This window comes from Roseovarius sp. MBR-51, from assembly GCF_053628575.1.
On the sequence record NZ_JBRJGQ010000012.1, the window covers coordinates 1 to 15,193 of the forward strand.

The window sequence follows — 15,193 nt, forward strand, 5'->3', positions numbered from 1 at the left end:
CGAAATCCGAAAGGGCAAAAGTGGACGACTTTTACGCCGCCCGCGACAACACTATGCCGTCGCTACCGTGGCCGAGTATTGCTCCGCCGTTCACATGCAGAGCAAATCGCCAACTATGACGTTAACCGCAAGAAGTTGGCCCAGACAATGCAGGATTATCTCGTTGCGAATGGTCTCACACCCCATGAGGCGCTCAACGGTCTTCTGGCATGACCCTTTGAAATCGAGGTTTTGACAGTGGTTGAGGTCGGTAGGATGATCAGGTCATCAGAAGACGGGTTCAATTTAACGATGACCCGGACCCATCGACAGCATTTATGATCTGCACCAACCCAACGTCTGAACTACGTGTCATTGTTTTCTCACGCTTAACACAAAGCGTCCGAAACCTCCCCTCCAGCGTATCAGCGAGAGACCATCTGGCGGATTTTTCTTACGGGTGAGGTGAGCCGCCAGGATGTCGAGGTCAGAATCTCGATGATCTGGTGACGGAGACCTGCGTTTTCTTCAGTGAGGTCCGCGATCCGTTGTTGCAGGCTGTCGCGGTCTTTCTTGATCTGCGCAATCTCTGGTGTCAGCAGCATCTTGCTTGATTGCAAGCTCAGAGCCTGCTGTTCGGCGCGTTTCAGCCGCGCCTCCAGGTCCCGCGCACGTGCCTCGGCGTGCTGCGCCCGTGTCGTGGCCTCCCAGGCGGTGCTGCGCAGCAGTTCCAGCCAGCGCTCGCGCTCTGACACGGCACGCTCGCCCGTGCTCACACGCTCTTGCAGCGCGCGCGCCTGATCCAGCACCAAGACGAGATGCTGTGGTTGCAGGCAGGTCGGGGCCGCCTGCGTCACGCCAATCCGTTCCAGCGCGCTCTGAATCTCTGTCAGATCTTTGCTTTGCTGAAAAAGCGCTTGGGCAATGATCGCAGGCAATCCGATTTCAGGCGCGGAAGGGCGCAGAGACGGCACAGTATCGACATCGCCCAAAATGGTGGCAAGGATAGTCTTGGCCTCAGCCGTTGCATCCGTTTCAAGACATATCCGATGCTCAGGATTGACAGAGATCAGATCGACGATCCTTTGCCCCTCCGCGGCCCAAATCTCGGCTTCGACGTCGAGCGGCTTGCCCACTTGTACGGCACATTCAGTCAGGCGTCGCACAAGGCTGTCATAGAGAACGAGCACCTTGCTGTCCTGGTCAGGCATATCCTCGACCGGCACAAGTTTTATGGCTTGGCGCGGCAGCAGCGCCCCCGCCCAGCCCAGAACATCCTGATCTGTCACCGACGACAGATTGACGAGCCTCACGAGATCCTGACCCATATCACATATCCCTTGGCCGCATCATTTCTCCGTGCCACATTCCGTTCCAGTCAAAGATCACAATATGCACAGCTTTGTTCCATAGTTAATCGCAGTGGATCGAGCAATACCAAGCCTCGGAAACTTGGACGCCCATACCCCGACGGCTGGCTTAACCCTTTGGGTATTGCAGGGATCAAAAAATATCAGGATCTCGCGTAGATATCTTCATATCTTATGATGTCATCCTCGCCGAGATAACTTCCGGTTTGCACTTCGATCAGGACCATCGGCACCTTGCCCGGGTTCTCCATACGGTGAACGGCGCCTAGCGGGATATAGACCGATTGGTTTTCACTCACCAGCTTGACCTCGTCATCAACGGTGACGCGGGCGGTTCCCTCGACCACGATCCAATGTTCCGAACGATGATGATGGCTCTGCAGGCTGAGCGCCGCGCCGGGGTGGACATGGATGCGCTTGACCTGAAACCGTGTGCCCACCACGAGGCTCTCGAACCAGCCCCAAGGGCGGTAGTCGCGCGGTAGGATCTCCGCTTGGACCGCACCCTTGGCCTTGAGAGCGGCCACAGCCCGTTTCACATCCTGCGCGCGATCCTTATGCGCGACCAAGACTGCATCGGGCATGGCCACCGCAATGATATCCGTCAGGCCGATCCCGACCAAGGCCTGCTGACCGTCCTCGGCCCGTAACAGGGTGTCGGTGCATTCGAGCGCCGTTGCCGGACCCGAGGTCACAACGCCATCCGCGTCCGGCCCGCCCTCGCGCCAGACCGCGTCCCAGCCCCCCAGATCAGACCATCCGCCGCCATAGGGCACCACGGTCAGATTGGCGGCCTTTTCCATGACCGCATAGTCAATCGAGATATCGGCGCAATCCCTCCAAGGCTTTGCCGCCAAACGCAGAAAACCGAGGTCCTTTTCTGCACCATCAAGCGATGCCTGCACCGACGCCAACAGCGTTGGCTGATGGGTCTCAAAGGCGGCCAGAATTGCATCGGTCGAGAATAGGAAAATCCCGGCATTCCAGAGATGCATCCCCCCTGAAAGCAGCTTTTGCGCAGTGACCGTATCCGGCTTTTCAACAAAACCCTGCAAAGGTTGCGGCACAGGCGCAAAGGCCGCCCCCGGCGCACTTGACAGGGCCAGCCAGCCATAGCCCGTCTCGGCGCGCTCCGGACGGATGCCAAAGGTCACAAGCTGCCCCGCTTCCGCCGCCGGAACTGCCGCCAACACAGCCGCGCGAAAGGCCTCGGCATCGGGGATGACGTGATCCGACGGTGCCACCAGCATAAGCGCTCCGGGCGCGCGCGCGTGCAGTTCCAGCGCTCCTGCCAGAACAGCAGGTGCAGTATTGCGCCCCTCCGGCTCAATCAGCGTGGTGGCAGCCGCGATTTCGACACCGGCCAGTTGCTCCAACACCACAAAACGGTAGTCCGAGGCTGTTATGACCATCGGCGCGGCAAAACCCGCCCCCGATAGCCGCCGAGCCGAGGCCTGAAACAAGCTCTCTTCGCCGGTCAGCTTGGTGAATTGCTTGGGATAGCTCTTGCGAGACAAGGGCCAGAGCCGGGTGCCAGAACCGCCGCAGAGCAAGAGCGGGTAAATATCCTGTGGCATGGTCAAAACCTCCCTTAATCCGCGTCAACCGCGAAAATCACCCTGATGCTCCAGAAACCAATGATAAGTGTCTGTGAGTCCCGCTTCCAGCCCTATCCGTGCCCGCCAGCCCATCTGTGCCAGACGGCTGACATCCATCAGTTTGCGCATCGTTCCATCCGGTTTGCTCGGGTCAGTGACGATCCGGCCCTGATAACCCGTGACGCGCGCCACCATCTGCGCCAGTTCCAAGATGCTCACATCGCTGCCGGTTCCCACGTTGATATGGCTCAGCATCGGCTCCGTGTTGGCGTCATAGGTCGGCTTGTCGAGGTCCAGCACGAAAAGCGCGGCCTCAGCCATGTCATCGACATGCAGCAACTCTCGCATCGGCTTGCCTGATCCCCAGATCGTGACCTCCTCGCGCCTCTCTTGCGTCGCCTCATGAAAGCGGCGGATGAGGGCAGGCAGGACATGGCTATTCTCGGGATGAAAATTATCGCCCGGACCATAAAGATTGGTGGGCATGACCGAGCGGTAATCGGTGCCATGCTGGCGATTGTAGCTCTCACAGAGCTTGATGCCCGCGATCTTGGCGATGGCATAGGGCTCGTTGGTGGGTTCGAGCACGCCTGTCAAGAGCGCATCCTCGCGCATCGGCTGCGGCACCGCCTTGGGGTAAATGCAGCTCGATCCGAGCTGCAACAGCCGTCGCACCCCGGCGGCAAAGGCCTGATGGATCACGTTGCATTCGATCATCAGGTTGTCATAGATAAAATCCGCCGGATAACTGTTGTTGGCATGAATCCCGCCAACCCGAGCAGCCGCCAGAACCACCACATCTGGGCGTTCCCTTTGCATGAAATTCTGCACTGCCGCCTGATTGGTCAGGTCCAATTCGGCATGGGTGGCGGTCACTAGGGTCAGGTCTTCTCCCGTCTCCTGCCGCAGCTTGAGGCGCCTCAGGATCGCGCCGCCCACCATGCCCCTATGCCCTGCCACATAGACACGCATGGCGCTCATCCGTTCTCGAAGCTGACCGGAAGGTCCATGCCATGCTCTTTCAAGAGCGCATGCCGTCGTGCGGTCCTCAGATCCTCCGCTACCATTTCGGCACACATTTGTTGTGCGGTGATTTCGGGCACCCAGCCCAGTTTTTCCTTGGCTTTGCTTGGGTCGCCAAGCAGCGTTTCGACCTCTGCCGGTCGGAAATAGCGCGGGTCGATCCGCATGATCACATCGCCCGGTTTGATCGCTGGGGCCATAGCACCTGTTATCGCCGTGACAGTGGCGGTCTCGGTCACGCCCTCACCGGTAAACTCGAGTTCAATGCCCAATTCCCGCGCACTCCAGATGATGAACTCGCGCACCGAATATTGCACGCCCGTCGCGATCACGAAGTCGTCTGGCGCCTCTTGTTGCAGCATCATCCACTGCATACGCACGTAATCCTTGGCATGGCCCCAATCGCGCAAACTGTCGATATTGCCCATATATAGACAATCCTCGAGGCCCTGCGCTATATTTGCCAATCCACGGGTAATCTTGCGGGTCACAAAGGTCTCGCCGCGCCGGGGGCTCTCGTGGTTGAAGAGGATGCCGTTGCAGGCATAGATGCCATAGGCTTCACGGTAATTGACCGTAATCCAATAGGCATACATCTTGGCCACCGCATAGGGGCTGCGCGGGTGGAATGGGGTTGTCTCACGTTGTGGAATCTCTTGCACTAACCCGTAAAGTTCCGAGGTTGACGCTTGATAGAACCGCGTTTTTTGCTCGAGCCCCAGAAATCGGATTGCTTCCAACAAGCGCAAAGCGCCCATGGCATCCACATCCGCTGTATACTCGGGTGCCTCGAAGCTGACCGCGACATGGCTCTGCGCGCCGAGGTTGTAAACCTCGTCTGGCTGCACCTCGCTCAGGATGCGGGTCAGGTTGGAACTATCTGTCAAGTCACCGTAATGTAAGCGAAAATTACCGTTCCCAACATGCGGATCCTGATAGATATGGTCCAGACGCTGGGTGTTAAACAGGGAGGCGCGGCGTTTGATGCCGTGGACTTCGTAGCCTTTTTCCAGCAAAAACTCTGCCAGATAGGAGCCATCCTGACCCGTCACTCCGGTGATGAGCGCTCTCTTCATCCCGTCATCTCTCCGCTTTCCAGACAACCAAACCTGCTTTGGACAGGGACCTTACAGCATATAGAGCAGGCCACATCAAGCGCCCAATGCGGCGGGATTGGACACCTTAAGGTTCGTACGTTGTGTACGTGGATTCCTTACAAGAGTTGCGTACCATCCGCGCCAAGGACCGTGCCCGGAGAAGCCGACCCCCCTGATGCCCTCCGTCACGACCAGAAATTGCCGCGCTCGATGCGGATTTTTCGCGTTGCGGCAGACACACGAATTTGCGAGGTTCTGACGGATTGAATTCGGAAGGGAACTCGAAGATGACCGAACGTCCGAGAATAATCCTACACGCTGGCCTACCGAAATGTGCCACATCCAGCTTGCAAAGATTATTTTGTGTGGATGGTCACAAGATCGCTAGGTCTTTGGACGTTGTCTGGATTGGTCGAGGGATTAAGTTGTGGTCGAATGGCGCGCCCGCGACAGAAATAATGTACGATCAAGAGGGCTCTCTAGCGAACCTTGAGCAGTTAGGTCTTGAGGTAAATAGAACCTACTTCATGTCGTCCGAAGCACTGAGTCGATATACGTACATGCTTGAAGCCTTGTCGCGTCGATTTGAGATCAGTCATATAGTTTTGACGGTAAGAATGCCGGTGCCGATGACGCTATCAGCCTATTGTTGGAGCGGGTGGCTATATCGCCCACCGAGTAAGGTCCGACACACAGACCGAAGCGATATAATGGCGCGAACTATTGAAAGCTTACAGACTTTTGCACCGGTAACGCTTTGTCCAATCGAGGCACCGCATCTCGCAACCCGTTTTTGTGAGGCGGTAGCAGGCAAGAGATTAATTGAGGTCGAACAAATTGCGAAGTATTCTGGCGACGTTAACGTGTCTATTCCTCCTTCACTTGCGGAAGCGCTGAATGACGTCCTATTGCAATTTTCAACCGAGGCAGTTCCGGGACCAATGCGGCGTTACTTCGTGAATACGGCGATGGAAAACCGTGGGGCCGAAGAGTTCAAGAACTATATGCCACTCGCCTTTCATAACGTGTACAACGACACGCAGTTCGTTGAATCTGAAATGAAAAAATACAGTGACCTCCTTTTGCAGTCCGGACTAATGTCAGACGTTCGAGAAGAGGCAATTGATGCTAGCAGAGCGCGGTTAAAGGATTTGGCGAATATTCCGGTTGTAGATGACAAAATAAAGAAGCCTTTGAGAGATCATGCAACGTACATTCTTAAGAAGGTGCGTGAATTGCACCCAGACGCATTGCCCGGATAGTGCGTCGACTGGGCCCGTTATGTTTGTTCTTATGAGAATAGAAGTTTGAACTTGCTAACAATTTCAGATTGATAGTGAGGGCGCTGAGAAAGGAGTATGCCTAGTCGTAGTTCCTCATTCCAACCGCAAACTGCTTTACACAAGTTTCCATATGGTTCATCCCGTTCCAGCGAGATTAATGAAGAGAATGGCAACCCGGAGTAGATACATGAAAAGCATCATGGCCCTTTCCATGCACAAAGCGGGCAGCACAGTTGCCAATTACATCTTTGTCGAGTTCTTGAAGGAGAAGGGCTACGCCGTAGATGAGATATCCAAGCAGGTCTTGGGATCACCCCTGCCAGAAGCGCAAATCTACGTGGACTATCAGAGTAAAATGTCCCTTGAGGGCACATATTACGGCATGGCACGCTCGCCGGGCGCTCACAAGATGGATATCCTCAAAGACATGCGCCTGATTTTACAAGTCAGAGACCCGCGCGATTGCATCACGTCCTCTTATTTTTCAATGGCCGCAAGCCACAGACTTCCAGATGATCCTGAGAAAAAGAAAGCCTTTTTGGAGCAACGCAGCAAGGCTGCGGAAACCAAGATCGACGACTATGCATTGGCTGCCGTCTCTGGATACGTCGAGCGGCTAAAGATACTCCAAGAGATCGTGGATGTTCATGGAGACTTTCTGTTGTTGAAGTACGAGGATATGGTCGAAGATACGCCAAAATGGCTGAACGATGTCGCAACCTTTGTCGATCAGGACATAACCCCGGCGCTGCGAGAGCAGATCAAGCGCTTTATAAATTTCAACGTGCCGAATGAGGATGCCAACCGGCACAAGCGGCAGGTGAAACCCGGAGACCATCTGCGCAAGTTGCAACCGGACACCATTGCGGCGATGAACGCCAAGTTTGGCGATCTGTTGGGTACCTTTGGTTACGCCGCCTAGGCGACACTCTGCATTCAGCGCCCTCCGGCGTTGATCCTCACAGCCCGGATCGGTATGGCTAGGCTCAGGCTATCGGGAGCCGGAGGGGTGGGGTTGATGATCAAGGTTCATGCCTTCGGGGAGTATGCGCACCGCCAGCCCCTGGCCTATGCGCCGATCCGCGAGGCCGTTGCGGCGACGGTTCAGGTCTGCGAGGCCTTTGACGAGGCCGATATCATCCTCTTGGCCCATAGCAAGGATCTGAGCCGATATGCCGAAACGCTGGGGGCACGGATGGGGGTGGGTCAGCGCCTGGTTCTGCTCTCGGAAGAGCCATTCTGGGACAGTGTCTGGGCTGACGACCCTCTGACGCGCGAGCAGAGCGTCGAGACCGCATTGGGGTCTTTGCCGTTCGTGTTTCTCAACCATGTCACGTCAGACATTTATGCGTTTGAGCGGATTCCCTATTTCCTGCTGACAGATTACGCCTATGCGACCCGCTTTGCCTGTTGGTTCAAGGACAATGCCCGGCTCTCGGCCGGGGACTGGGCGCGGCGGTTTGCGGCCGCAGAGTGGGATCTGGCGTTTGTCGCGGAATATCGCAATGAGCCGCGGTTCGATGTGGCCTATCCAGAGGCGGGGCTGACTGGTCTGGGGCGGTGGCGGACCCGTCTGGCACTGGGCTGCAATGACGGCAGGGTGCTGCGCATGGGGGCGGGGTGGAACACGCTGCCGCGCAGGCAGACCCTGCCCGACTGGCATCTGGAGAAATATCTCGATCTCAACGGTCGCTGCGCCGTGCTCTCGGCCGTCGAGAACACCTATCATCGCTGCTACATCACGGAAAAGGTGTTCGACAGCCTCGCGATCGGTGCGATGCCGCTCTATGTGGCCGGGCCGGACCACAGGATCCGGGAGCTGGTGCCGGAGGGGGCCTTTTTCGATCTGCACGGCATGACGCCGGAGGATGCGGCGGCGCGGGTCAGCGGCTACCGCGCCGACACGGCGGATCTCTCTGCCTATTGCGAGGCGCAGGCGCGGATGTCGGGCCTGTTCAACGCACCGTCAATCTTGCGTGCGGAATATGACCGTTTGGCGCAGGCGCTGACGCGCAACCTTGCGGCTCTTGTCTAAGGGTCGCGCCTATCTGAGACGTTCGAGCAGGCGGCGCAGCGGCGTGGTCAGTCGCCAACTGCGCGAGGTGAGGATCGCCGTGAGCTGCGCCTGAGCATCGGCCAATTGCAGTTCGAGCGTTTCGAGGCGTGTGGCATAAGCCGCGACATCCGCCTCCTGCTTGTGGCGGGCGGCATATTGCGCCTCGAGCGCGCGCTGGACCTGATGCAATTGCGCGAGCAACAGGCGCTCATTGGGGGTGGCGTGAGCGGACTGCGCCACATCTTCGGTCGTTTTGTGCATGCCCTCTCCTGTCCGTCACGCCCGACTTTAGCCCGCGGCACAAGTGGCTGTCCATTGGCATGATCACGGGTGGGTCATGCGGGTCGCAGAGGGCGAGATTGGCCGCCGGTTACTCTGTGATCCCATAGCCCAGAAACCGGATCATCGTGTCGCCATAGCGCCGCTCTTCCAGCAAGCGCACTCCGTCTGGAGGGGTGATTGCGGCGCTTTCCTCCCAGAGGATCAGCGCACCCTTGGCGATCCATCCCCCCGCGCAGGCCGCCGTCAGCGCCTCTTCTCCCAAGCCCTTGGCATAGGGCGGATCGAGAAAGACCAGGTCATGCGGGGGGCCGGGATTCTTGCCGGGTTTGCGGGCATCCAAGGGGAAAATCCGCGTCTCTCCCTCTGCCCGGCAGAGCCCGATATTCTGCCGGAGCAGCGACAGCGCCTTGCGCCCGCTTTCGATGAAGCTGACCGCCTCTGCGCCACGCGACAGCGCCTCGAGCCCGAGCGCGCCGGTACCGGCGAAGATGTCGAGCACCCGGACGCCTGTGACGGGATCGCCGTAGCCACCCGCCAAGACGTTGAAGAGGCTCTCGCGCACCCGGTCGGAGGTGGGACGCAGATGGGCTGCCACATCCCCCTTGCCGAGACTGGCGAGCGCTCGCCCGCGATGCGTGCCGCCAATGATCCTCACGGTTTCAGCAGCGGCTTCAGATCGGTGCCCGCATCCGCCACGAGGACGGGGTCGGCGGATTTGCCCGCATCAATCAGCCGCTTGCCTACCATATAGGCGCGTGGGTCGTTCATGGCGTCCACGGCCAAGAGGTGATCCCCCTTGTAATACCAGAATGACACGGCCTCGCCCCCGTCGCGGGTCACGATCCGGTCATAGCCGGTGCTGAGCCCGGCGATTTGCAGTTTGACATCGTATTGATCCGACCAGAACCACGGTTTGGGCACATAGGGCGTCTGCGCCCCCATGATATTGCCCGCCACACATTCGGCCATGTCGATGGCATTCGGCACGCTCTCAAGGCGCAGACGATCCGCCTGATGCGGAAAGGAGGCACAATCGCCCACTGCCCAGATCGCCGGATCGGAGGTGCGCCCCTGGGCATCCACGGCGATTCCGTTGTCGAGCGCCAGCCCTGCGGCTTGGGCCAGAGTGGTATCCGGCACGATGCCCACGCCGACGATGACCATATCGATGGCCAGATCGGTCCCATCGGTCAGCCGCGCACCGCGCACCTGTTCATCCCCCAAGAGCCGCTCCAGACCGACGCCCTCACGGATATCGACCCCGTGTCGGCGATGCAGGGCGCGGAAGTAATCCGAGGTTTCCTTGGCCGCCACCCGTTGCAATATCCGCTCTGCCATCTCGACCAACACCACCTGCAGGCCACGCGACGCCGCCACCGCCGCCGCCTCGAGCCCGATATAACCGCCGCCGACGATGAGTACCCTCGCCCCCTGCTGAAATCCCGGCGCCATGGCATCGACATCCGCCAGCGTGCGCACCACATGCACGCCGTCCAAATCGCCGCCAATCGCCGCAGGCAGGCGACGTGGCACCGATCCGGTGGCCAGCACAAGATGCGTATAGGGCAGACGCTCTTGATCCATCACCACCTCCTGGGCGGCCCGGTCGATCGCGGTCACACGGGTATCGAGGCGCAGATCAATCCCGGCCTCTGCATAATAGCTCTCGGGGCGCAGATAGAGCCGCTCCAGAGCCATTTCGCCCAAAAGGTATTTCTTGGACAGGGGCGGGCGTTGATAGGGGGGGGCCGGCTCTTCGCCGATCAGCGTGACTGAACCCTCGTAGTTCTCATTGCGCAGCTTTGCCACCAGCGACGCGCCTGCCTGTCCGGCCCCGATCACCACAACCCCTGTCATCTCGTTCTCCTGACTTTCCCGTGGTCACTTGCCTATCATCCGCCTATACCTACATCCATCTCGAAACCACCTGATAGACAAGGAACGACCATGACCCTTTCCACTGGCGACAAACTGCCCGATGCGACCCTGCTGCGCATGGGTGAAAAAGGCCCCGAAGGTGTAAATCTCAAGAGCCTCACCGCTGGCCGCAAAGTCGTGATCTTTGCCGTGCCCGGTGCTTATACGCCGACATGCTCTTCGGCACATGTCCCGAGTTTTGTGCGGACCAAGGCAGAGTTCGACGCCAAGGGCGTGGATGAGATCGTCTGTCTCAGCGTGAATGACCCCTTTGTGATGAAGGCCTGGGGCGAGGCGACCGGAGCGACAGAGGCGGGTCTGACCATGCTGGCCGACCCGGAAAGTGTCTTCACCAAGTCCATCGGCATGGAGTTTGACGCGCCCCCCGCTGGCCTTCTGGGGCGGTCCAAGCGGTATGCGATGGTTGTCGAAGACGGCACTGTTACAGTGTTGCATGCCGAGGCAAGCCCCGGCACCTGCGAGATCACAGCCGGCGAGTCCCTGCTCGCGGCGATGTAAGACGTGATACCGGATGCGAGGGGCAAGCCCCCTCGCGTTCCGCACTGAATTGGGCCAGTTCGACCCCGACACGGCCCACCGGCATCGGATCAGGCGCTTTGCGGCGTCAGGATGTGCCGCAAGAGCGCCAGTGGATGACTGCGCAGGCTGAGCCGCAGGGCGATATAATCCTCAACCACCTCCTCTCCGAGGCTCATGCGGGGCAAATGCGCCGCAGGTTCCGCGATCATCTCACCATCCATATCCTGTGCAAAGAGCGGTAGCGGGGTGTCGGCCTGCATGGCCCGCGCCTGCCAGAGCGCATCGCGGCGGGAGAGGCCAAGTGCGGCAAAGGCATCCGCCTCTGCCAGCCGGGTCAGCGCCGCAGAGGGCACGCCCGCGCGGCGCCAGACCTCCTCTGGGCCGGTATAGCCGTTGCCACGCGCCGCAGCGATCCAGTCTGCCTCATCCTGCGCGATGCCCTTGATCTGTCGAAATCCGAGGCGCAAGGCCAAGCGACCCTGACGGTCCGGCTCTATTGTATTGTCCCAGTAGGAGGCATTGATGCACACAGGCTGCACGGTCACGCCATGGTCGCGCGCATCCCGCACGATCTGGGCGGGGGCATAGAACCCCATCGGCTGCGAGTTCAGCAGCGCGCAGGCGAAAATCGCCGGGTGATGGCATTTGATCCATGCGCTCGCATAGACCAGATGCGCGAAACTGGCGGCGTGGCTCTCGGGAAAGCCATAGCTTCCGAACCCCTCGATCTGGGAAAAACAGCGCTCGGCAAACTCCGCATCATAGCCATTGGCCCGCATGCCGCACAGAAAGCGGTTGCGAAACTCGCTGACATTGCCGTGTTTCTTGAAGGTGGCGAGCGACCGGCGCAGGCGGTCCGCCTCTTCGGGGGTGAACCCCGCGCCGATGATGGCGATCTGCATCGCCTGTTCCTGAAACAGCGGCACGCCGAGGGTCTTGCCCAGCACCCGGCCCAGATCGTCGGAGGGAAAGCTGACCGCCTCTTCGCCATTCCGGCGGCGAATGAACGGATGCACCATGTCACCCTGAATGGGACCGGGGCGGATGATCGCCACCTGAATCACCAGATCGTAAAAGGTGCGCGGGCGCATGCGTGGCAGGAAATTCATCTGCGCCCGGCTCTCGACCTGAAAGACGCCGAGACTGTCGGCGCGGCAGAGCATGGTATAAACCTCCGGATCTTCGGGCGGCAGGGTGGCCAGCGAATAGCGGGTGCCACGATACTGAACCAAGAGGTCAAAGGCCTTGCGGATACAGGTGAGCATACCAAGCGCCAGCACATCGACCTTGAGAATGCCCAGCGTGTCGATATCGTCCTTGTCCCAGCAGATGACCGTGCGCTCCGCCATGCTGGCATTCTCGATGGGTACCAATTCATCCAGCCGCCCCTCGGTGATGACGAAGCCCCCAACATGCTGGCTCAGATGGCGAGGAAAGCCGATGATCTCGCGGATCAACCCCAAGGTCATCGCAAGGCGGCGATTGCGCGGATCAAGACCGATCTCGCGCAGGCGCAGAGGGTCCAAGACCCCCTCGCCGCCATGCCCCCAGATCTGCGAGGCCATCGCGGCCAGAATATCCTCTGTCAGACCCATTGCGCGGCCCACCTCCCGGATGGCGCGCTTGGTCCGGTAATGGATTACCGTGGCGCAGAGTCCGGCGCGGTGCCGCCCGTAGCGCTCATAGATCCACTGGATCACCTCCTCGCGGCGCTCATGCTCGAAATCCACGTCGATATCGGGCGGCTCGTCGCGCGCCTCGGAGACAAACCGCTCGAACACCATCGTGCCGATCTCGGGGCTGACAGAGGTCACGCCAAGGCAATAGCAGACCACCGAATTGGCCGCCGACCCGCGCCCCTGACACAGAATGCCGCGCGACCGGGCAAAGGCCACCACATCATTCACGGTCAGAAAATAAGGCTCGTAGCGCAGTTTGGCGATGAGGGTCAGCTCATGCTCAAGCATCCCGCGTACCCGGTCAGAGGCACCATCCGGATAGCGCCAATCGAGACCCTCATGGGCAAGACGACGCAGCCTCTGGCTGGGGGTTTCGCCATTGGTCCCCTCGCTCGGATAGTCATAGCGCAACGCATCCAGCGAAAAGCCGAGCCGCGCGGCGAGGTCGGAGGCGCGCTCCACCGCCGCCTCGTGTCCCCGGTAGAGGTGACGCATTTCGGTCTCCGAGCGCAGGCGCTGCTCGGCGTTGCACAGAGCATGGCGACCAAGGGCATCAACCGTCACCCCAAGGCGGATCGCGCTCAGCACATCAGCCAGACGGCGGCGGTGGCCGCGATGCATGAGCGGGGCAGCAGCGGCGATGGTCGGCAGACCCAACCGCGCCGCCAGCTCCGCCAGCCGGTCAAACCGCGCCGGATCACGCCCGTCATAGTGTGGGCTGAGCACGAGATGCAGGTGATCCGCAAACCTTGCCACCAGAGGGCGCACCTGTGACACCCACGCGCGCGCCGGGTCCGGATGCAGCAAAAGATGCAGCCCCTCTGCCCCTGCCAGCACATCCGCAAGGCCGAGATCACACGCGCCCTTGGGTGCGCGCTGTCGTCCCAGGCTGATCAGGCGGCAGAGGCTGGCCCAACCAACGCGATTCTCGGGCAGGGCCGTGATCTCGATCCCCTCGCGCAGCACCAGCCGGGCGGCGGGGATGAGGCGCGGGCAATTGGCCCAGTCAGGCGGTGCAAGTCGGGGTGCAGACCGGGGTGCAGGCGGCCCGATCAAACCCTGCCGCGTCTCGAGCGCCTGACGTTCGGCCACCTCGCGCGTGATCTCGCGGGCCGCCGCATGGGCGCGCACGATCCCCGCCACCGAATTCACATCGGCAATCGCCACGCCCGAGAGACCAAGCGCCGCGGCATGACGGATATACTCCTCCGGATGCGACGCCCCGGTGAGAAAGGTGAAATTCGACGTGGCAGAAAGTTCGGCAAAGGGCATGGCGGCACTGATTCCCAGGTCCAGCCAGTATGTTCTAGTTTTGTTCTGTTTTCCACCCCTCCTGAGACAGTGCTCAGGGGCGTTTGGGCGTGCAGGGGCCGCCTTGCAGGCAGGTCAGCACCTGGTCCAGCATCGCGGGTGTCGGCTCTGGATGGGCCATGCCGCCGCAGGGATCAACCGCCAGCACATAGCCCCCATCGCGCCGCTCAAGAAAACCAAGATACTCGGTGCCGGGCACCGCCGAGGCGCACCACGGGCCAAAGCATTGCACATCCAGCGTGATGGCGCGGTCAAACGCCTGATCGAACCCGCTGCGGGTCAGTGCCTGCCCGGTGAGGCGCGCGGGGATCAGGGTGTGAGCCGGCTTTCTCTGCGGGATCATATCGGTGCTGGGCAGGCGCGCCGGATCAAAGCTGAGCTGACCGCGCACGACGATATAGGGTTCAGTCGCCTCAGCCGCGCGGATGTAGCTCTGTGCCACATCCGGCGGCAGGCAACTCAACGCGAATGCGGGAGCACAGAAGGCCACGCCAAGGACAAAAAGCAGCGCCCGGATCATAGCAAGGCTCCGAATTCGTCCAGCACGCGGGAATAGACCGCCCGCTTGAAGGGCACGATATTGGCCTCAAGATCACTGGGCGGCAACCAGCGCCATTCCGAAAACTCCGGGTGATCCGTGGCGATGTTCACATCCGCGTCGCAGCCCAGAAACCGCAGCAAGACCCATTTCTGCTCTTGCCCCCGGTACCGCCCCTTCCAGATGCGCGGCACGATGTCATGCGGCAAATCATAGGTCAGCCACCCCGGCGTTTCCGCCTCGATCCGCACCTTGTCAGAGGTTATGCCGGTTTCCTCCCACAACTCGCGCAACGCTGCGTCTTGTGGGGTCTCGCCCGGATCAATGCCGCCCTGCGGCATCTGCCAGGCGGGCGTCTCATTGTCGATCCGCTGGCCGACAAAGACATGGCCCGCTGGATCGGCCAGCATAACGCCCACGCAACGACGATAGGGGAGTTTGGCGATATCCTCGGGTGTCATGGTCGGGCCTCTGGTTGAATGTTGTCAACAAGCTTGAGACGATACCTCGGGCGCGTCAA

Annotated in this window: 14 protein-coding genes and 1 pseudogene; 5 read left to right on the forward strand and 10 right to left on the reverse strand. The window is 60.1% G+C overall.

Features of this window, described 5'->3' with window-relative positions; all coding sequences use genetic code 11:
- Positions 1–213, forward strand: a pseudogene (locus ACSSVY_RS16480) (hypothetical protein); the annotation flags it as partial.
- Between the two features lie 191 nt (positions 214–404).
- Here ACSSVY_RS16480 and ACSSVY_RS16485 read toward each other — a convergent pair.
- From ACSSVY_RS16485 to gmd, 4 genes are all read right to left on the reverse strand, one after another.
- Entirely contained in the window at positions 405–1,307 is a 903-nt protein-coding gene (locus tag ACSSVY_RS16485; RefSeq protein WP_454270663.1) for a hypothetical protein, read from the reverse strand.
- A 185-nt stretch (positions 1,308–1,492) separates the two neighbouring features.
- The gene (locus ACSSVY_RS16490) at positions 1,493–2,926 is read right to left on the reverse strand and encodes a mannose-1-phosphate guanylyltransferase/mannose-6-phosphate isomerase (RefSeq protein ID WP_454270664.1); all 1,434 of its coding nucleotides are present in this window, start codon (positions 2,924–2,926) and stop codon (positions 1,493–1,495) included.
- 24 nt (positions 2,927–2,950) lie between these two features.
- Positions 2,951–3,928, reverse strand: a complete 978-nt coding sequence (gene fcl, locus ACSSVY_RS16495; RefSeq protein ID WP_454270665.1) for a GDP-L-fucose synthase — start codon at positions 3,926–3,928, stop codon at positions 2,951–2,953.
- Positions 3,925–5,046, reverse strand: a complete 1,122-nt coding sequence (gene gmd, locus ACSSVY_RS16500; RefSeq protein WP_454270666.1) for a GDP-mannose 4,6-dehydratase — start codon at positions 5,044–5,046, stop codon at positions 3,925–3,927. Before gmd ends, fcl begins: the two co-directional genes overlap by 4 nt.
- A gap of 731 nt (positions 5,047–5,777) precedes the next feature.
- Between gmd and ACSSVY_RS16505 the strand changes: the two genes are divergently transcribed.
- From ACSSVY_RS16505 to ACSSVY_RS16515, 3 genes are all read left to right on the forward strand, one after another.
- On the forward strand, positions 5,778–6,329 hold the full coding sequence (locus ACSSVY_RS16505; protein WP_454270667.1) for a hypothetical protein: 552 nt from the start codon (positions 5,778–5,780) through the stop codon (positions 6,327–6,329).
- Between the two features lie 208 nt (positions 6,330–6,537).
- Positions 6,538–7,272, forward strand: a complete 735-nt coding sequence (locus tag ACSSVY_RS16510; protein WP_454270668.1) for a sulfotransferase domain-containing protein — start codon at positions 6,538–6,540, stop codon at positions 7,270–7,272.
- A gap of 96 nt (positions 7,273–7,368) precedes the next feature.
- Positions 7,369–8,385: a glycosyltransferase family 10 domain-containing protein gene (locus tag ACSSVY_RS16515; protein ID WP_454270669.1), complete on the forward strand. Its 1,017-nt coding sequence runs from the start codon at positions 7,369–7,371 to the stop codon at positions 8,383–8,385.
- Between the two features lie 9 nt (positions 8,386–8,394).
- Here ACSSVY_RS16515 and ACSSVY_RS16520 read toward each other — a convergent pair whose 3' ends face one another.
- From ACSSVY_RS16520 to ACSSVY_RS16530, 3 genes are all read right to left on the reverse strand, one after another.
- Complete coding sequence (locus ACSSVY_RS16520; protein ID WP_454270670.1) at positions 8,395–8,667, reverse strand: hypothetical protein; 273 nt, start codon at positions 8,665–8,667, stop codon at positions 8,395–8,397.
- Positions 8,668–8,776: 109 nt separating this feature from the next.
- Positions 8,777–9,343 carry a 16S rRNA (guanine(966)-N(2))-methyltransferase RsmD gene (gene rsmD / locus ACSSVY_RS16525; RefSeq protein WP_454270671.1) on the reverse strand — a complete coding sequence of 189 codons (567 nt, stop codon included), beginning with the start codon at positions 9,341–9,343 and terminating at the stop codon, positions 8,777–8,779.
- Positions 9,340–10,545, reverse strand: a complete 1,206-nt coding sequence (locus ACSSVY_RS16530; RefSeq protein WP_454270672.1) for an NAD(P)/FAD-dependent oxidoreductase — start codon at positions 10,543–10,545, stop codon at positions 9,340–9,342. Before ACSSVY_RS16530 ends, rsmD begins: the two co-directional genes overlap by 4 nt.
- A gap of 90 nt (positions 10,546–10,635) precedes the next feature.
- On the opposite strand from ACSSVY_RS16530, the gene ACSSVY_RS16535 reads away from it, so the two are divergent.
- Positions 10,636–11,124: a redoxin family protein gene (locus ACSSVY_RS16535; RefSeq protein WP_454270673.1), complete on the forward strand. Its 489-nt coding sequence runs from the start codon at positions 10,636–10,638 to the stop codon at positions 11,122–11,124.
- A gap of 89 nt (positions 11,125–11,213) precedes the next feature.
- Here ACSSVY_RS16535 and ACSSVY_RS16540 read toward each other — a convergent pair whose 3' ends face one another.
- From ACSSVY_RS16540 to ACSSVY_RS16550, 3 genes are all read right to left on the reverse strand, one after another.
- Positions 11,214–14,096: an error-prone DNA polymerase gene (locus tag ACSSVY_RS16540; protein ID WP_454270674.1), complete on the reverse strand. Its 2,883-nt coding sequence runs from the start codon at positions 14,094–14,096 to the stop codon at positions 11,214–11,216.
- 73 nt (positions 14,097–14,169) lie between these two features.
- Positions 14,170–14,655 carry a hypothetical protein gene (locus ACSSVY_RS16545; protein ID WP_454270675.1) on the reverse strand — a complete coding sequence of 162 codons (486 nt, stop codon included), beginning with the start codon at positions 14,653–14,655 and terminating at the stop codon, positions 14,170–14,172.
- Positions 14,652–15,134: an RNA pyrophosphohydrolase gene (locus ACSSVY_RS16550; RefSeq protein ID WP_454270676.1), complete on the reverse strand. Its 483-nt coding sequence runs from the start codon at positions 15,132–15,134 to the stop codon at positions 14,652–14,654. The genes ACSSVY_RS16545 and ACSSVY_RS16550 overlap by 4 nt, the downstream gene beginning before the upstream one ends.
- Between the last annotated feature and the right edge of the window lie 59 nt (positions 15,135–15,193).